At 72.9% G+C, this 18,278-nt stretch carries 13 protein-coding genes; 6 read left to right on the forward strand and 7 right to left on the reverse strand.

Annotation, left to right across the window (positions count from 1 at the left end):
* A complete protein-coding gene (locus M8C11_RS05965) occupies nt 1-1,905 on the reverse strand; it encodes a hypothetical protein (RefSeq protein WP_252448691.1) in 1,905 nt (634 codons plus the stop codon).
* 275 nt (nt 1,906-2,180) lie between these two features.
* Between M8C11_RS05965 and M8C11_RS05970 the strand changes: the two genes are divergently transcribed.
* The gene (locus M8C11_RS05970) at nt 2,181-3,623 is read left to right on the forward strand and encodes a glycosyltransferase (protein ID WP_252448692.1); all 1,443 of its coding nucleotides are present in this window, start codon (nt 2,181-2,183) and stop codon (nt 3,621-3,623) included.
* Nucleotides 3,620-5,770: a glycosyltransferase family 1 protein gene (locus tag M8C11_RS05975; protein WP_252448693.1), complete on the forward strand. Its 2,151-nt coding sequence runs from the start codon at nt 3,620-3,622 to the stop codon at nt 5,768-5,770. Before M8C11_RS05970 ends, M8C11_RS05975 begins: the two co-directional genes overlap by 4 nt.
* Nucleotides 5,771-5,836: 66 nt before the next feature.
* Here M8C11_RS05975 and M8C11_RS05980 read toward each other — a convergent pair whose 3' ends face one another.
* The 5 genes from M8C11_RS05980 to M8C11_RS06000 form a co-directional block, all read right to left on the reverse strand.
* The gene (locus tag M8C11_RS05980; protein WP_252448704.1) at nt 5,837-7,456 is read right to left on the reverse strand and encodes a glycosyltransferase family 4 protein; all 1,620 of its coding nucleotides are present in this window, start codon (nt 7,454-7,456) and stop codon (nt 5,837-5,839) included.
* Between the two features lie 50 nt (nt 7,457-7,506).
* Entirely contained in the window at nt 7,507-9,189 is a 1,683-nt protein-coding gene (locus M8C11_RS05985) for a glycosyl transferase family 1 (RefSeq protein WP_252448694.1), read from the reverse strand.
* Nucleotides 9,186-10,217 carry a Gfo/Idh/MocA family protein gene (locus tag M8C11_RS05990; protein WP_120570714.1) on the reverse strand — a complete coding sequence of 344 codons (1,032 nt, stop codon included), beginning with the start codon at nt 10,215-10,217 and terminating at the stop codon, nt 9,186-9,188. The genes M8C11_RS05985 and M8C11_RS05990 overlap by 4 nt, the downstream gene beginning before the upstream one ends.
* A complete protein-coding gene (locus tag M8C11_RS05995) occupies nt 10,214-11,320 on the reverse strand; it encodes a DegT/DnrJ/EryC1/StrS aminotransferase family protein (RefSeq protein WP_252448695.1) in 1,107 nt (368 codons plus the stop codon). Before M8C11_RS05995 ends, M8C11_RS05990 begins: the two co-directional genes overlap by 4 nt.
* Nucleotides 11,321-11,471: 151 nt before the next feature.
* Nucleotides 11,472-12,104, reverse strand: a complete 633-nt coding sequence (locus M8C11_RS06000; protein ID WP_120570716.1) for a TetR/AcrR family transcriptional regulator — start codon at nt 12,102-12,104, stop codon at nt 11,472-11,474.
* A 155-nt stretch (nt 12,105-12,259) separates the two neighbouring features.
* On the opposite strand from M8C11_RS06000, the gene M8C11_RS06005 reads away from it, so the two are divergent.
* From M8C11_RS06005 to M8C11_RS06020, 4 genes are all read left to right on the forward strand, one after another.
* Nucleotides 12,260-13,162 carry an ABC transporter permease gene (locus M8C11_RS06005; RefSeq protein ID WP_120570717.1) on the forward strand — a complete coding sequence of 301 codons (903 nt, stop codon included), beginning with the start codon at nt 12,260-12,262 and terminating at the stop codon, nt 13,160-13,162.
* Entirely contained in the window at nt 13,155-13,955 is an 801-nt protein-coding gene (locus M8C11_RS06010; RefSeq protein WP_091423599.1) for an ABC transporter ATP-binding protein, read from the forward strand. Before M8C11_RS06005 ends, M8C11_RS06010 begins: the two co-directional genes overlap by 8 nt.
* A 104-nt stretch (nt 13,956-14,059) precedes the next feature.
* Nucleotides 14,060-15,562, forward strand: a complete 1,503-nt coding sequence (locus tag M8C11_RS06015; RefSeq protein WP_252448696.1) for a bifunctional cytidylyltransferase/SDR family oxidoreductase — start codon at nt 14,060-14,062, stop codon at nt 15,560-15,562.
* A gap of 19 nt (nt 15,563-15,581) precedes the next feature.
* Complete coding sequence (locus M8C11_RS06020; RefSeq protein WP_252448697.1) at nt 15,582-17,258, forward strand: CDP-glycerol glycerophosphotransferase family protein; 1,677 nt, start codon at nt 15,582-15,584, stop codon at nt 17,256-17,258.
* A gap of 6 nt (nt 17,259-17,264) precedes the next feature.
* On the opposite strand, the gene M8C11_RS06025 is transcribed toward M8C11_RS06020, so the two are convergent.
* Nucleotides 17,265-18,011 (reverse strand): alpha/beta fold hydrolase, encoded by a 747-nt coding sequence (locus M8C11_RS06025; RefSeq protein ID WP_252448698.1) that lies wholly within the window; start codon nt 18,009-18,011, stop codon nt 17,265-17,267.
* Nucleotides 18,012-18,278 lie beyond the last annotated feature (267 nt).

The following is an 18,278-nucleotide window of genomic DNA, read 5'->3' on the forward strand; positions in this document are numbered from 1 at the left end:
TCAGCGGGTGAACGGCCGGACGTCCCACACCCAGACGTCCTCGACCCGCTCCCCCGGGCCGTACAGCGCGTCCAGCACGGTCTTCAGGTCGTCGTGGCGGCGGGCGCCGCGGTCGGGCAGCACCACGGCGTCGGCCTTCCAGTAGCGGACGTCGGCACGCGCCTGGTCGACGTCGGCCTGGCCGACGGTGGTGTCCCGCTCGCCGAGCGAGACGGCGGTGAGCAGCTTCGCCGTGGGTTGCGGGTCGACGCCCCAGCGGCCGGTGTTGTCGGTGGCGGACACCGGCGCGAGGAAGTAGCCCTCGGGCACGGCGAACCCGGCCACCGCCGCGGAACTCCAGTACAGCGACGTCATGCCGTTCACCGGCACGGGCACGAGCGTGCGGCCGGGCGCCACGTGGTCACGCCAGGTGCCGGCGGTGACGAAGTCCGGCACCGGGGTGCGGCCCTTCGCGTCCAGCGGCATCGGCAGGATCGGCAGCAGCGCGGCGGCCACCGCGACGGCCCCGACGCGGGCGGCCAGCCGGCCGGCCGGTTCGGTCCGGCGGGCGGCGAGCCGGTCACCCGCGACCGCCAGCAGCACACCGAGCGCCGCCGTGGTGATCAGCGCGAACCGGGACACCACCACGGAGTCGAACACGGGCAGGTTCTGCACGAGGGCGAACGGCGCGGGGACGTCGGTGCGACGGGTGCCGACGGTCCAGGTGGTGCCGATGGAGAACAGCGCCGACACCAGGCCGACGGCTCCGAGCACCCGGACCGTGGTCTCCCGGCGCAGCCACCAGAGCACCCCGGCCGCGAGCACCACCAGGGACCAGCCGTAGAAGCTGGCCTGTTCGGTGGTGTTCGGCGCCCAGCCGATCGCGCTGGTCGGGCCACCGGCGATCGACTTGGTGGCGAACTCGACGAACGAGCCGAGCTTGAGGGCGTAGATGTCCGGGGTGCCGGGGTGGCCGACCCGGTGCTGCGGGCCGGCGAACTGCATCCACAGCGGGTACGCCGCCGCTGCGGACACGAGCACGCCGGTGATCGCCAGACCGGACAGCAGCGGGCGCAGCCGGCGTACCGCGTCGCGGGGCCGGAAGGCGAGGTAGGCCAGGACCAGCATCAGGCAGCCGAGCGCGGTCAGGAAGAGGATCTCCAGGCTGATGAAGAACTGGGCCACCACCAGCCCGCCCAGGATGAGGCCGTCGCGGATCACCCGCTCGCCGCGGGACAGCGCGACCACCCGCCAGACGATGAACGGCACCAGCCACTGCGCGGTGATGTGCGGGTGGCCGTTGCTGTGCGAGATCAGCGCGGGCGCGAAGGCGCAGAACAGGCCGCCGACGAACGCGGCGGCCCGGGAGTCGACCACGTGCCGGGACAGCACGTGGTACCAGGCGTACCCGGTGCCGGCCAGGTTCAGCGTGATGAACAGCAGATAGGAGAAGGACGCGCCGAAGAGCAGGGTGACCGGGGTGAGCACCAGGCCGGGCAGCTGCATCCCGACGTTCGTCATCAGGTTCACGCCGGCCGGGGCGTTCTGGAGCGTGGTGAAGAACGGGTTCTCCAGGTTGGTGACCGCGTGCGCCGCGTACGCCAGCATCCACTCGTTGAAGCCCTGGTCGTTCGGGCGGCTGCCGAGCAGCCGGCCGTCGTAGTCGCGCCAGCCGCGGGCGGTGACCCAGAACGCCCCGGCGAGGTAGATCAGCGCCACCAGCGCGTCAGCCCGCCGCCACCGGCCGCCGCGCCGCTTTTCGGCCGCGGTGTCCGGCTTCTCTGGCTGCTCCGGCTGCTCCGGGGCCGTGGTCGTCGTCGGGCTCGGGGTGGACGACCCCGGATCGGACGAGTCGTCGGCCGCGGACCCGTCGCCGCCGGTGGGGGCGGGCTCACGGTCGCGGGTGTCGGGCGCAGGCGCGGTCATGGCGTAGGAGTCTACGAAAGCGGAGGCCGCGGTCGAGGACCGGCCGAGACGGCGTGTTCGGCCGGCCGGCGCCGGTGACGGACCCGGTGATCCGGGGCACGGCGCACCCGCCGGCGGCCGGGCGGCGGCAGGTCCGGCGCGCGGAACGGCGTTATTGTAGTGTCCGCACGCGCTCCGGCGGTCGTTACGCGGCCACCGGCACAGCAGGTACCGCGTCCGGCCGAGCCGTCCAGGCCGCGACACGGCATCTCCCCACCTCCCCAGGATCGGAATCGATGAACAACGGGCGAACTCTCTGGGACTCGTTGAAACTCCCCCGGCCGCGACGGTCCGGGTCCCGGCCGCACATGGTCTACCTCGCGATCGGCTTCCCACCGGCGGCCAAGAGCTGCGCCTACCGCATGCGGGAGACCGCCAACCAGTTCGCCGCCGCGGGCTGGGACGTGACCGCGGTCACCATCGCCGACGAGGCCTGGGAACGGGAGTACGGACTCGACCACACCCTCTCCCAGGGGGTGGACCCCAGCGTGCGCGTGGTGAAGCTGCCGCTGTTCCGGGACGACCTCGAGACCGACATCCGCACGTTCACCGAGCAGCGCGCCCTGGCGCACAAGGACTACCTGGCCGACCTGCGCAAGCAGAACCTCAAGGTCTTCCCCGAGCCGGTCTTCGGCGGCTGGCGTCCGGCGCTGGAGAAGGCCCTGCTCCGGATCCACCGGGAGCGGCCCGTCGACCTGCTGGTGACCACCTGCGCGCCGTACGTCAACCTGTCCGCGACCTGGAAGCTGTGGGAGACGCACCGGGTGCCGTACGTGGTGGACTTCCGCGACGGCTGGTCGGTCGACGTGATCAACAACGGTGAGGCGTTCACCCGGGAGTCGGTCTCCGGGCAGTGGGAGATCAAGCTGCTCACCAACGCCGTCGCCATCTGGAACGTCAACGAGCCGATCTCCCGCTGGTACCGCGAGCGCTACCCCGAGCTGGCGCACAAGATGCGGATCGTGCGCAACGGCTACGACGCGGCGAGCATCCCGGCCCAGGTCCGCCCCGCCCCGCCGGACCGGCCGCTGACCTTCGGCTACCTCGGCGCGCTGAACCTCCCCGTACCGCTGCTGAGCGCCGTGCTCGAGGGCTGGCGCACGGCGCGCGCCCAGGACCCGGCGCTGGCCGACGCCCGCTTCGAGGTGCGGGGCCACATCGGCGCCGCCTGGGCGCGCGGCGACAACGCGCACGCGGAGCTGCTCAAGGCCGCCGCCGTCGACGGCGTGGTGGTCGGCGGCTCGGTGCCCAAGGCCGAGGTGGTCGACCTCTACTCCCGCTGGGACGCGGTGGTGCTGATGGTGACCGGCGGCCGGTACATGACCTCCGGCAAGGTCTACGAGTACATGGCGACCGGCCTGCCGGTGGTCTCCGCCCACGAGGCCGACCACGACGCCTCCACTGTGCTGTCCACCTATCCGCTCTGGACCGGCGCGGTCGGGCTGGACCCGGCCGAGCTGGCCGGCGCCTTCCGGCGGGCCGCCGCGATGGCCCGTACCGCCGACGCGCCCGAGCGGGAGAAGGCCCGCGCCGAGGCGCGGCAGTACGCCCGCGAGGAGCAGCTCATCCCCGCCGTCCGGGAGGTGACCGAGCTGGTGCTGGGCACCGGCGGTCCGGCCGGCACCCCACAGCCCTCCCCCGCCGGCGCTCGCGTCCTGGCCCGAGAAGGTAGGTCATGATCGAGGTCCTGATGGTTATGGGCACCGTCCCCGGGCGGGTGGCGGTCCTGACCGACGCGCTCCAGCAGTTCCGCGACAGGGGCGTCACCGTGCGGGTGGCCACCACCTTCGACCCGGTGGAGAAGATCCCGGCGGCGACCGAGCTGGCCGAGGTGCACCTGCTGCCCACCGCCACCGAGCTGGGCCCCCGCTTCGGCCGGGCGGTGAAGCGGGCGGCTCCGGCCCGGCGTCCGTGGCTGCGCGCCCAGCGCGACCCGTGGGTACGCCGGCACGCCAAGCGGGCCGACGTCCTGGTCGCGCTCGACGCGCAGGCCCTGCACACCGTCTGGCAGCTCGCGCAGCGCTACCGGCGGGCCGACGCCGTCTACGGCATCGCCCCGGCGCTGCGGGCGGTGGAGAAGCGGTCCGCCGACCCGGCGCGCTACCGCCGTCCCCGGCTGAACACCGTAGGCCCGGCCCCGACCGTGCTGGCGAGCGCCACCCGCAACCAGACGGTCGACCTGGCGAAGCGGGTGTTCGAGATGAGCACCGGCAAGCGGGCCATGAAGCTCGGTCCGGTGCGCTGGTTCTGGCAGGGCGCCGTCACGGCGCCCGGCCTGCCGGAGCGGCACCGCGGCAAGATCGCCCGGCGGGTCACCGGCAACATGCTCAAGACCGGGCACGGCGCCAGCGCGAAGCGGCTGGCGCTGGCGGCGCAGGTCCGGCTGAAGAGCCCGGCGACCAAGGGGCAGCTCCTCGGCCCGATCGCGGACGCGGAGCTGAGCCAGGGCAAGGTGCCCGAGCACCTGATGACAGTGGTGCGGGGGCAGCTCAAGCTGGCCGACGGTTACCTGAAGAAGCGCAACCCGGGCAAGGCCGCCCCGCACGTGCTGCGCGCGTTCAACCTGATGTTCCACCGGATCGTGCAGTTCGACGGCACCACCTCGCCGCTGGCCGAGGACCCGGAGAAGTTCCTCGCGCCGCTGCACAACAGCGAGGCCGGCCGCGCGATGGCGACACCGCGCGGGCGGCAGAGCCCGGCGGCGTTCCCGCCCGCCGGCCGGCCGCACCGGATGCTCTTCTTCACCGGGCTGAACGACAACTTCCTCGGGCCGATCCTGGAGCGCTACGAGGCGATGCCCGGGGTGGAGGTCCGCCGGCTGAACCTGATGGAGGAGTCGATCCTCCCGGTGCTCAGCAACGGTCGCACGAACGTGACGCTCCACATGCTCGCCGGCGCCTCCAAGCGGGCCGGGGAGGTCCAGGAGGCGTGGGGACCCCACCTGGAGTGGGCGGACACGGTCTTCGTGGACTGGTGCAACCTCGGGGCCGCGATGCTGACGATGATCGACCCGGGCACCACCCGGGTGATCGTCCGCCTGCACAGCTTCGAGGCGTTCAGCTGGTGGCCGCACCTGACCGACTGGTCGCGTGTGGACGACGTGGTCTTCGTCTCCGAGCACCTGCGCGACCTGGCGCTGGCCGCGGTGCCGCGGCTGCGCGCGCCGCAGGGGCCCCGGACCCACATGATCAGCAACGCGATGGACCTGCACCGGTACGTGGCGCCGAAGGTCTCCGCCGACAGCCGGTTCACGCTCGGACTGGTCGGGTTGAGTTCGCTGGCGAAGGACCCGCGCTGGGCGCTGGCGGTGCTGCGGGAGCTGCGCCGGCACGACGAGCGGTACCGCCTCAAGCTGGTCGGCGACGACCTGAACCCGGAGCTCAGCCCGGCGATCGCGGCCTACGTCCGGGAACTCGACGCCGAGCTGGCCGAACTGGAGCCGTCCGGCGCGGTGGTGCGGACCGGCCGTACCGAGGACGTGCCCGGCGCGCTCACCGACGTCGGGGTCATCCTCAGCACCTCGCTGCGGGAGAGCTTCCACTGTGCGCTCGTCGAGGGCGCGGCCAGTGGCGCGGTGCCGGTCGTGCGCGACTGGCCGTTCTTCGCCGGCCGCCCGCACAGCGCCCGGAGCCTGTTCCCGAGCGACTGGGTGGTGGGTACGCCGCAGGAGGCCGCCGAGCGGATCCTGGCCGTCACCGCCACCGAGGAGGTCTGGCGTGAGGCGGGCCGGGCCGCGGCGTCGCACGTGCTGAGCACCTGGGACTGGTCGGTGACGCAGAAGGACTTCGACCGGCTGCTGCTGGAGCCGCCGGCCACGTCCGCCTGAGGGCCGTACACGCGATCGGCCGGCTCCCCTTCGCGGGGAGCCGGCCGAACCGTTCTGTGCCGGGGGTCAGCGCGAGGTGGCCGCGTACTCCCGCTCGTCGCCGGGACGCCGGGACGCCGGCGGACGCGCCCCGCTCGCGGCGGGCGTGCCCAGCAGCGAGGCGTACACCTCGTCGAGGATCCGGGCCTGGGCCTCCCAGGTCCAGCCCTCCAGCAGGCCGGGCTTGTCGTAGGCGGCCCGGTAGCGCTCCGGGTCGGCGAGCACCGCCCGGACGGCCCGGACGTAGTCGGCCGGGTCCTCGGCGGTGAACACCTCGCCCTGCCCGGTGGCCCGCGCGGTCTGCGCCATGGTCTTCACGTCGCTGACCACGATGGGCAGCCGGGCGTGCGAGTACTCCAGGAACTTCGTGATCAGCGCCAGCTCGTGGTTGGGCTTGTGGTGGATCGGGATGACCCCGGCGTCCGCGCCGGACAGGAACGGCACCACCTGCCAGTGCGCGACGTACGGCAGCAGGTGCACGCGGTCCGCGACGCCGAGTTCGGCGGCGCGATCCCGCAGCGCCTCGGAGAACTGGTTGTCGCCGTTGGGGTTCATGGTCACGAACGCGACGTGCACGCCGGGCAGCTCCGGCAGCGCCTCCACCATGATCTGGCAGCCCCGGCTGGGGTTCACCGCGCCGGAGTAGACGAGCACCGGCGTACCGTCGTCCACGCCGCACAGCGCCCGCAGGTCCGGCACGTCGCCGTCGGCCTCGGCCGGCGGCGCCATCGGCGCGTTGAGCACCACGGCCGGCCGGTCGGGCAGGCCGTGGGTCTCCTGGAGCAGGTCGGCGAGCGTGTCGGAGACGGTCACCACCGCGTCCGGGTAGGCGGCGTACTCGGCCGTGTAGGCGATCTGGGCGGGCAGCCAGCGCGGGTTGTCGGCCCGGCCGGTGATGCCGCCGACGAACTCGTGGGCGTCCCAGACCAGCTTGGTCCGCCGGCCGGCGGCCCGGGCCCGCAGCGTCGCCCGCGCGCCGATGCCGAGCATCCGGAAGTCGTTGGCGTGGATGATGTCCGGCTTGAGCTCGTCGAGCGTCTTGCGGAAGGCCAGTTCGAAGTCCCACAGGCCCGGGTCCAGCCGGCGCCAGGCGCGGTCGCCCAGCACGCCCTTCCAGAACCGCACCGGCAGGCGGCTGAACAGCGCCCCCGGGTCGGTCTGCGCCTTGCGCAGCCGGCGGGTCTCGGCGCTGCGGAAGCGCACCCAGCGGGCGAGCGCGGTGGCGGCGGCGCGGGACGGCAGCTGGGCCGCCCGTCCCACGGCGGCCGGAAGCCCTCCGCCCAGCGCCTGGGCGCGGACGCGGCGCTCGTACAGATCGGCCTGCCACGCCTTGATCTCCTGGACCCGGTAGGCGGCCTTGGTGGTCGACGCGTACGCCAGCGGCCGGCGCAGCGACCGGCTGTACTCCCGGGGCAGCCGGTGCAGCGGCTTGGGCACCCGCAGCAGCCGCACCTCGGCGCCGCCGATGCGCCAGGTGTCGACGTCGGAGCGGGCGTTGCGGATGCCGAGGAGGAAGACCTCCCAGCCGGCGTCGGCGGCCGAGCGTGCTGCCTTCTGCACCCGGGAGTCGCCGTGGACGCCGTTGTCGACCAGCATCACCACCCGGCCCCGGGTCGGTCGGGCATCGCTGTTAGCGCCAGCTTGCATCGGGTGCTTCTCCTCGTTGACGGTGCGGGCGTGGGTGGTGGGTGGGCTGGTCACCGGAGGAAGGCGTCGAAGACCTCGGCGGTGCGTCGCCCGTCGTGGTGGTCACGGACGTAACGGGTGCCCTCCGCGGCCAGGGCGACCGCGGCGGGCCGGTCGTCGAGCAGCGACTCGATCGCCTTGACGAGCGTGCCGGGGGTGGCGTTGGCGATCGGCGGCCGGACCCCGGCGGCCCGGTGCGGCCCTTCGCTCAGATATGCCACCACGACCCGCCCGGCGGCCATCCCCTCGCAGGAGAACGTGCCGTAGCTGCCCATCACGAGCTGGTCGACCACGATGTCGCACTCCTGCACCTGGCGCCGCATCTCGTGGTGCGGCAGCCCTTCCACCAGGCGCAGTTCGATGATCCGTCGATCGTGCAGCTCCTGCAACCGGGGCAGGAGCCGGTCGGTGCCCTTGGTCCACCGCTTCGACGGCGCGTGCAGCACCACCGGCCGGGCGCGTTCCAGCACCGGCCGGTCGCAGGCCCAGGCGTCCACGTCGACGATCAGCGGCGCCCAGGTGGCGGACGGCACGTCGTCCAGCAGGTCGGGGGTGGTCACGAAGAACGGCAGGCCGCTCTCCTCGGCGGTGCGCCGGTTCCGCTCGGCCACGGTGGTGAGCTGCCCGATCAGGTCCTCCGGGGCGTCCCGGAACGCGGACTCGGCGTGCCGCTCCAGGTGCGCGCCCGGATGGCGGATCTCGCTGCCGTGCGCCAGCAGCGCGACCTTGAGCCGGGCCCGGCGCAGCGCGGGCAGGTCCGCGGCGATGTCGTCGCCGTTGGCCCGGCCGAGCACCGGGCGGAACGCGTCCACGATCAGGTGGGTGTACCAGCCGAGCACCCGCTCGGCCCGGGCGATCTGCACGTCGAGCCGGTGTTCGCCGGGGTAGTTCAGGTAGCGGTCGGCCGGGTAGCGGTAGGTGGCCGGTGGCTTGGCCATCACCAGCTCCACGCCGACGTCGGCGCGGGCGGTGGTGATCGCCACCGCCAGGGCGGAGAGCTGCCCGGCGTAGTTCGCCGTGCCCAGCCCCAGCCGGATCGGCCCGGCACCGAGCGGACGCCAGGGGCCGGGCGTGCCGGCCTCGACCGGCGCGACCGGCGGCTCCTGCGCCGGCGGTGCCTCGTCGCCGCCGCGCTGCCGGGCCCGTTCCACCGCCTTGGTGAACGACGGCAGCGAGCCGGGCGCGAAGAGGTCGCCGCCGCCGTGCCGGGCCAGGTGCTCGCGCACCACCCGGCTGTCGGCGGCGACCACCCGCAGCCCGGCGGCGAGGAAGGTGTCCAGCAGGTCGAGACCGGCGTCCGGGTCGAACCCGAACACCGCCACGTCCGCCGGGGCGAGGAACGCGGCCGTCACGGTACGCGGGCGCGGCACCAGGTGGACCCGACTGCGCGCCTTGCCGGCGTGGCGGACCAGGTCCTGGGCCGACGCCCGCTCCGCCTCGCCGCAGACCAGCGCCAGGTGGAACTCGGGCAGCCGGACGAGCGCGCGCAGCACGCCGTCCAGCGCCCGGTCGCCGGTGATCCCGCCGGCGTGCACCAGCAGCGGCGTGCCGGCGGGGAGTTCACACAGTTCGCGTACCGAAGGGGTCTGCCAGGGCCGCGCGCCGGCGGCGGCCCGGCGGAGCGCGATGCGCCACCGCCGGGGAATCCGCCGCCGTACCGCGGAGACCGTCCGCCGCACCGGCGCCGGGCTCATCGCAGTGCCGGCTCCGCGTCGCTGCCGTCGGCCGCGACGGACACGACCTTGCCGTCGGCGGACGACTCCAGCAGGGCGGCCGCGACCTGTACGGTACGCAGACCCTGCCGCAGCGTGACGATGTCGCTCTGCTTGCCCTCCACCGCGTCCCGGAAGCGCTCGTGCTCGACCAGCAGCGGCTCCCGCTTCGGGATGGCGTAGCGGACCATGTCGCCCTCGGCCACGCCGCGGAACGCGCGCAGCGCCTCCCACTCGGTGTCGATGGCGGCGTTGGCGTAGAACGTCAGGTCGGCGGTGAGCGTGTCGGCCACGAAGCAGCCCTTGTCACCGGTGACCACAGTCGACCGCTCCTTGAGCGGGCTGAGCCAGTTCACCAGGTGGTTGACCATCGTGCCGTCGGCGAGCTGGCCGACCACGGCGACCATGTCCTCGTGCAGCCGGCCGCTGCGCGAGACCGTGCGGGCGGCGACCGAGCTGTACTGCTGGCCGGTCACCCAGGCGGTCAGGTCGATGTCGTGGGTGGCCAGGTCCATCACCACGCCGACGTCGGCGATCCGGTGCGGGAACGGGCCCTGGCGCCGGGTCACGACCTGGAACACCTCGCCCAGCTCGCCCGCCTCCAGGCGGGTACGCAGGCTCTGCAGCGCCGGGTTGTAGCGCTCGATGTGACCGACGCCGGCGACCAGGCCGGCGTTCTCGAACGCCTCGACCAGACGGGTGGCCGCGTCGACGGACTGGGCCAGCGGCTTCTCGATGAGCGCGCAGACGCCGTTGGCGGCCAGCTCCATGCCGATCGGCTCGTGCAGCGCCGTCGGGCAGGCCACCACCGCGTAGTCGACGCCGAGGGCGAGCAGGTCGCTCAGCTCGGGCACGACGGGCGCGCGCAGCGTGCCGGTCACGTCGCCGGCCGGGTCGACCACGCCGACCAGCTCGACGCCGTCCAGGTTGGACAGCACGCGGGCGTGGTTGCGCCCCATCGCGCCGAGGCCGATCAGGCCGGCCCGCAGCTTCCGTCCGCCGTCACTCATCGGGCACCGCCGGCCAGGTTCGCGCCCTCGGCGATCCGCTCCAGCTCGGCCTGGCTCAGCGACGGGTGCACCGGCAGCGAGACCACCTCGGCGGCGGCCCGCTCGGTCTCCGGCAGGTCCCACGCGCCCGGCTTGCCGTCGACGAGGTACGGCTTGAGCCGGTGGATCGGGGTCGGGTAGTAGACCGCGTTGCCGATGCCCAGCTCGGTGAGGCGGGCCTGGGCGGCGTCGCGGTCGCCCCGCACCCGCACGGTGTACTGGTGGTAGACGTGCTTGGCGCCGTCGGCGACCGGCGGGGTGACCATGCCGGTGATCGCCGAGTCGAGGAACTTGGCGTTGGCGCGGCGCTGCTCGGTCCAGTCGGCGAGCTGGGTGAGCTGCACCCGGCCGATCGCGGCGGCCACGTCGGTCATCCGCATGTTGGCGCCGACGATCTCGTTGGCGTACCGCTGCTCCATGCCCTGGTTGCGCAGCAGCCGCAGGGTGCGGGCGAGGTCCGCGTCGGCGGTGCTGATCATGCCGCCCTCGAGGGAGTGCATGTTCTTCGTGGGGTAGAAGCTGAAGCACCCGGCGGTGCCGAACGCGCCGACCGGGGTGCCGTTCAGCTCGGCGCCGTGCGCCTGCGCGGCGTCCTCGACCACGGCGAGGCCGTGCTGCTGCGCGATCTCCATGATCCGGTCCATGGCGGCCGGGTGGCCGTAGAGGTGCACCGGCATGATCGCGACGGTCTTCGGCGTGATCGCGGCGGCTACCGCCTCCGGGTCGACGCAGAAGCTGCCCGGCTCGATGTCCACGAAGACCGGCTCGGCGCCGACCAGCCGGACCGCGTTGCCGCTGGCGGCGAAGGAGAACGACGGGACGATGACCTCGTCGCCCGGGCCGAAGCCGAGCGCCATCAGCGTCAGCTGGAGCGCGGAGGTGCCGGAGTTGACGGCGACGCAGTGCCGGCCGCCGACGAGGTCACCGAACTCCTCCTCGAACGCGGCGACCTCGGGGCCCTGCACGACCCGGCCGCTCCGCAGCACCCGGACGGCCGCCTCGATCTCGGCCTCGCCGATGATCGGCCGTGCGGGGGGAATGAACTCTGGATGCGGCCCGACCATGGGGCTTCCTCCTGTCGACGCGTGGTTCATGAGAGACATTTCGGGGGATGGTACCGGTCTGTCGGGAAAGCCAGCGGGTTGCACTGATTGTCCGACCGGATGTGACCTTCTGTTCATGATCGACGATGGCCCTCCGGGGGCGGCCCGGGGTTCAGACTTCCACCTCGTCGCGTACAGGCCCCACGCATGCTACCCGCAGCGCGGCGACGATCGCGGCCGCCATCCGGGGCACCTCGGTGGGCTCCAGCGGCGCCCGGGAGATCGCCATCCGCCAGTAGACCGGGCCGACGATGAGATCGACGGCGGCGCGCCGGTCGGTGTCCGGGGACAGCTCACCGCGCTCGACCGCCCGGCCGATCAGGATCCGCCCGATGGCCTGCTGGTAGTCGTCCAGGGCGGCCTGCAACTTCTCCGCGATCTGCGGGTTGCGGGCCGCCTCGGCCAGCAGGTCCGGGATGATCTGCGCGGCCAGGCGGTGACGCAACGCGCGCGCCATCACGTGCAGCAGGATCTCCAGGTCGCCGAGGAGGCTGCCGGTGTCCAGCAGCGGGATGTTCCGCCCGGCCACCGCCGAGACCATGTCCAGCACCAGGTCGAGCTTGGAACGCCAGCGGCGGTAGATGGCGGTCTTGCTCACACCGGCCCGGCGGGCCACCGCCTCGATGGAGAGGCGACCGTAGCCGACCTCGGCCAATTCCTGCATCACGGCGGCGCGGATGGCACTGGTGATCTCCCCGCGCAGCACCGCCGCGCCGGCCGGGGCACGCCTCTTCTCGGTCGTCACGTGGAACAATGTAGCGCAACGACGGTACGGTTGCGTCCCGACGTTCGGTGGACTACCTTCCATGCAGCAGCGAGGCGGCTCCTCCCCGCCCGGCCACGCTGGATCTCTTTCACCGCACTGCTCCCCATCAGCACGAAAGATCGGAGCGCCTGAACATGGCCAACACCGCGGTGGCCGACCCCGAATCCGGACTGACCCGGGCCCAGCTGGCCCAGCGGTACGGGCTACGGGTGGCCGGGGAACGACCCGCCCTGGGTGAGTACGCACGCAGGTTGTGGGCGTACCGGCACTTCATGACCGCGTACTCGCGGGCGAAGGTCGCCTCCTCGCTGAGCAACACCCAGCTCGGCCAGCTCTGGCAGGTGCTGACACCGCTCACCAACGCGGCGGTCTACTTCCTGATCTTCGGCGTGATCCTGGCCCAGCACCGGAACGTGCCGAACTTCATCGCGTACCTGTGCACCGGCATCTTCATCTTCATCTTCACCCAGACGGCGGCGACGAACGGCGTCAGCGCGATCACCGGCAACCTGGGCCTGATCCGGGCGCTCCAGTTCCCCCGGGCCGCGCTGCCGATCACCGTCACGCTGGTGCAGCTCCAGCAGCTGCTCATGTCGATGGTGGTGCTGGGCGCGATCGTGCTGTTCACCGGCGAGCCGATCACCTTCCGCTGGCTGCTGCTGCCCCTGATGCTGCTGCTCCAGACGATCTTCAACGTCGGGTTGAGCATGGTGATGGCCCGCCTCGGCTCCAAGGTCACCGACCTCAAGCAGATCATGCCGTTCGTGATGCGCACCTGGCTGTACGCCTCCGGCGTGCTCTACCCGGTGGCGCTCATCCGCGAGCACCTGCCGAACTGGGCGGCGAACATCCTGGAGTGGAACCCGCCGCTGGTCTTCATCGAACTGGCCCGCTACGCGCTGCTCGACTCGCACCAGCCGAACCTGATCAGCTCCCCGCTGAAGCTGTGGGCACTCGGCCTGTTCTGGGCGGTCGTGATGGGCGTCGGCGGGTTCGTCTACTTCTGGCGCGGAGAGAAGGAGTACGGCCGTGGCTGAGCAGACCCTGCCGCTGAACGCCGGCCCGGTGACCGACTCGGGTCGCGTCCCCACGGTGGTGGTGGACGACGTGCACGTGATCTACCGGATCCACAAGGGCGCGAGCGGCGGCACCACCCCGGTCTCCGCGCTCAAGCGGATCGTCTCCCGCACCAAGGCGCCGAACATCCGCGAGGTGCACGCGGTCAAGGGCGTGAGCTTCACCGCGTACGAGGGTGAGGCGATCGGCCTGATCGGCAGCAACGGCTCCGGCAAGTCCACACTGCTGCGCGCCATCGCCGGGCTGCTCCCGCCGGCCCGCGGCGCCGTCTACACCCAGGGCCAGCCGTCGCTGCTCGGCGTGAACGCCGCGCTGCTCAACGACCTGTCCGGCGAGCGCAACGTGGTGCTCGGCTGCCTCGCCATGGGCATGCACCCGGACGAGGTCAAGAAGATCGCCCCGGAGATCATCGAGTTCTCCGGGATCAACGAGCGCGGCGACTTCGCCTCGCTGCCGATGCGCACCTACTCCTCCGGCATGGGCGCGCGGCTGCGCTTCGCGATCTCCTCGGCGAAGAAGCACGACGTGCTGCTCATCGACGAGGCGCTGGCCACCGGCGACCGCAAGTTCCGGGTCCGCAGCGAGCAGCGGGTCCGCGAACTGCGCGACAGTGCCGGCACGGTCTTCCTGGTCAGCCACTCGATCGGCTCGATCCGGGACACCTGCGAGCGGACCATCTGGCTGGAGAGCGGCGTCCTGAAGATGGACGGCCCCACCAAGGAGGTCTGCGACGCGTACGAGAACCAGAAGTAGCGCCCCGGAGCGCACCGCACCGGGTTCCGCCCGGAGCGGTGCGCTCCGGCGTACGCGTTAAGGTTTTCGGACCCATCCCCTTTCACCCAGAGTGAGGTACGGCAATGACGCAGGACCACACCACCGCACCGGACGCCGCGCCGGCGAGCCCGGCACCCTGGCGCCCCGCGCGTACGGTGGCCGTGATCCTCGCCGGGGGGACCGGCACGCGCCTCGGGCTGGGCATCCCGAAGCAGCTCCTCAAGATCGCCGGTAAGCCGATCATCGAGCACACCCTCGCCGTCTTCGAGGCCGCGCCGGAGATCGACGAGATCATCGTGCTGATGGCCACCGGTCACGTCGACGACGCGCGGCGCATCGTCGCCGGCGCCGGCTTCCGCAAGGTCACCAAGGTGATCGAGGGCGGCGAGACCCGCAACGACACCACCCGGATCGCGCTCGACGCGGTCGGCGAGGGCGACGTCAACATCCTCTTCCACGACGCGGTCCGCCCGCTGGTCAGCGCCCGGATCGTGCGCGAGTGCGTGAACGCGCTCTGGACGTACTCGGCCGTGGACGTGGCCATCCCGTCCGCCGACACGATCATCCAGGTGGACGCGGACGACTGCATCACCGACATCCCGGTCCGCTCCCGGCTGCGCCGCGGCCAGACCCCGCAGGCGTTCCGCTCCGGCACCATCCGCGAGGCGTACCGCCGCGCCGAGGGCGACCCCGACTTCGCCGCCACCGACGACTGCGGCGTGGTGCTGCGCTACCTGCCCGGCACGCCGATCAAGGTGATCGACGGCTCGGACGAGAACATCAAGGTCACCCACCCGGTCGACGTGCACCTGGCCGACAAGCTGTTCCAGCTCGCCGCCGCCCAGGCGCCCCGCCTCACCGACCACCGCAGCTACGCCGAGGAGCTGACCGGCCGGACCATCGTGGTCTTCGGCGGCAGCTACGGCATCGGCCACGACCTGGCCGAGCTGGCCCGTGGCTACGGCGCCCAGGTCTTCCCGTTCAGCCGCTCCACCACCGGCACGCACGTCGAACGCGCCGAGGACGTGGCCGCCGCGCTGAAGACCGCGTTCGAGGCGACCGGCCGGATCGACCACGTGGTGGTCACCGCCGGCATCCTGGAGAAGGGCGCGCTGGCCGAGATGGACTCGGAGACGATGGACCGTCTCCTGCACGTCAACTTCGTCGGCCCGGTCACCATCGCGCGCCAGTCGCTGCCGTACCTCCAGCAGACCAAGGGCCAGCTGCTGCTCTACACGTCCAGCTCGTACACCCGGGGCCGGGCCCGCTACGCGCTCTACTCGGCCACCAAGGCCGCGCTGGTCAACCTGACCCAGGCGCTCGCCGACGAGTGGGCCGAGTTCGGCGTACGCGTCAACTGCGTCAACCCGGAACGCACCGCCACCCCGATGCGGACGCGGGCGTTCGGCGAGGAGCCGGAGCACACGCTGCTCTCCTCCGAGGCGGTCGCGCAGGCGTCCCTGGACGTGCTGATCTCCGAACTGACCGGCCAGGTGGTCGACGTGCGCCGGTCCCCCGGCGAGCAGGTCGCCGCCGTGCCGGCCCAGCCGGGCCCGCACCGGTCCGAGCTGTCCGCCGACGCCTGAACCCGACGGGACGTACCAGATGCGTGGTGACCTGGTCCGCAAGCTGCTCGCCCGGGTGCTGACCACCGGGCTGGCGGTGCTGGCCTTCCTCGTCGTGGCGCTCACCGGGGCGACCGGCTGGGGCCTGGCCCTGGCCGTCGCGGCGCTCGCCGCGACCGCCTGGGAGCGCCGGGTCCGGCCGTCCGCCGACGGCCTCGCCGAGACGGTGCTCGTCGCCGCCGGCATCCTCGTCGGCTACGCGCGGCGGCTCGACGACGGCTTCGACCCGGCGCTGGCCGCCACCGCGCTGGTCCTGCTCGGGCTGGTGCTGCTGGTCGGGCCGCTGCGGCAGGCCGGCGCGCTGGAGATCCGGGCGGCGAACCTCCCGGTCCGCACGTGGACACCGGTCGTCGCCGCCCGGCTGGGCGATGCGCTGCTGGTGCTGCTCGCCGTGGTGGCGCTCGCCGCCGCCCTGGCGCTGCCCGCCTGGACGGCGCTCGTCGCCGCGCTGCTCGTCGGCGCCGGGTGCGGGGCGGTCGCGCTGGACCTGGCCCGGCGCCGGTTCCGCCCGCCCGCCGGAGGTGGCCCGGTCGGCCGCGCGCTGCGCCGCCACCAGCCCGAGTTCGTGCTGCACTTCTCCGCCCCGCCCGGCTCCGAGTACCAGGTCACCATGTGGCTGCCGTACCTGGAGCGGATCGGCCGCCCGTTCGTGGTGGTGCTGCGCGAACCGGAGCTCCTGCCCGCGGTGGCCGCCGCCACCCGCGCCCCGGTCGTCCTCTGCCCCACGCTGAAGGCGCTCGACGAGGCGCTGGTGCCGAGCCTGCGGGTGGCGTTCTACGTCAACCACGGCGCGAAGAACGCCCACGTGATCCGGTTCAACCAGCTCACCCACGTGCAGCTGCACCACGGCGACAGCGACAAGGCCCCCAGCGCCAACCCGGTCTCGGCCATCTTCGACAAGATCTTCGTGGCCGGGCAGGCCGCGATCGACAGGTACGCCCGCGCCGGCGTGGAGATCCCCGCCGACAAGTTCGTCGTGGTCGGCCGCCCCCAGGTCGAGGCCATCGAGGTACGCCGGGAGCCGGTCGGCTCCACGGCGCACCCCACGGTCCTGTACACCCCGACCTGGACCGGGCACCACGCCGACGCCAACTACTGCTCGCTGCCGGTAGCCGAGACGTTGATCCGCCGGCTGATCGACAGGGGCGCCGCGGTGATCCTGCGCGCCCACCCCTACACCGACAAGAACACGGCCTCGGCCCGCCAGCTCGCCCGGCTCACCGAGTTGCTCGCCGCCGACCGGGCGAAGACCGGCCGGCCGCACCTGTTCGGCGCCGCCGCGAGCCGCGAGCTGACGCTCACCGAGTGCGTCAACCGCGCCGACGCGCTGGTCTCCGACGTCTCCGGGGTCATCTCCGACTGGCTCTACTCCGGCAAGCCGTACGCGGTCACCGACACCGGCGCCGACGGCGAGCACTTCGTGGAGCGGTTCCCGCTGGCGGCGTCCGGCTACGTGCTGCGGCGTGACATGTCCAACGTGGACGAGGTGCTCACCGACCTGCTCGACGCCGACCCGAAGGCGGCGCAACGCTGGGCGGCCCGGACCCGCTACCTGGGCGACTTCCCCGCCGACGGGTACGCCGAGGCGTTCCTCACCGCCGCCCGCCGCGAACTGGAACCCGACTGGGCGGTCCCGGCGCCGCGCGCCGGGGTGTAGGCCCGCTCAGAGGTACGGGTCGAGCAGGGCGAGCACCGCCTCCGGGTCCTCGACGTGCGCGTTGTGGCCCAGCCCGGGCAGCGTCGCCACCGGCGCGCCCAGCTCCTTGAGCTGCGCCTCGGTCACCATCGGGTCCAGCTCGCCCCGGGCCAGTAGCACTGGGACACCGGTGGCGGCCAGCAGGGCCGGCAGCCGGGGTTCCCCGACGGCGAACGCGGCCGGGTCCATCGCGAGCCGCCAGCGGCCGTCCACCCGCCGCAGCCCCGCCTCCACCACCGGATGGTCCGGTGCGAACAGCCCGGCGAGCCCGGAGACCCGCAGGTAGCGGCGGGCCGCCTCGTCACGGGTGGCGAACCAGGTGACCGGCCGGGCGGCCAGCTCCGCCGACTTGGCCAGTTCGGCCGGGGACCAGACCGCCTTGATGCCGAGCCCGACCACCGCGTCGACCGGAAGCCCTCGCTGCCGGGCCGCGAGCGCCAGCGCCACCACCCCGCCGAGCGAGTGCCCGAGCAGCACCAGCCGGTCCTCGGGGCCGAGCCGGACCGGGCCGAGCCCGTCGACGACGCGCTGGGCCAGGGCCTCGAACGAGTAGCCGTGCAGCGGCGGCGACCAGCCGTGTCCCGCCAGGTCGGGGGCGAGCCAGCGGCCGGGCCAGCGGCGTTCCAGCAGCGGCGCCCAGGGCAGCCACACCTCGCCGGTGGCACCCATGCCGTGCAGGAGAATCAGGTGCCGCTTCCCCGTCGCATCGCCCATTGGCGCAGTCTGCCACCGCCCGCCCCGGACACGCGAGACCGAACCCACCGAGCCGGCGCCCACCAGCCCGTCGACGCTTCTATAGGTGGGCCGGTTCCGGGAGGTTGGTATCGGTAGGGTTCGACGTTGGTGATCTATGAGTGACTCATGCAAGATCTGGCCGCTGTCAGTTGGTGTGCCGTGGCGTCGACTTGTCCTCGTGGATTGCCGGCGTCGGCCCGGCCCACCTTGTTGGCCTGATCAGAAGCCTGTCCGCGAAGGGGTGTG

Source organism: Micromonospora sp. CPM1, from assembly GCF_023896895.1.
Lineage (GTDB): Bacteria > Actinomycetota > Actinomycetes > Mycobacteriales > Micromonosporaceae > Micromonospora > Micromonospora tulbaghiae.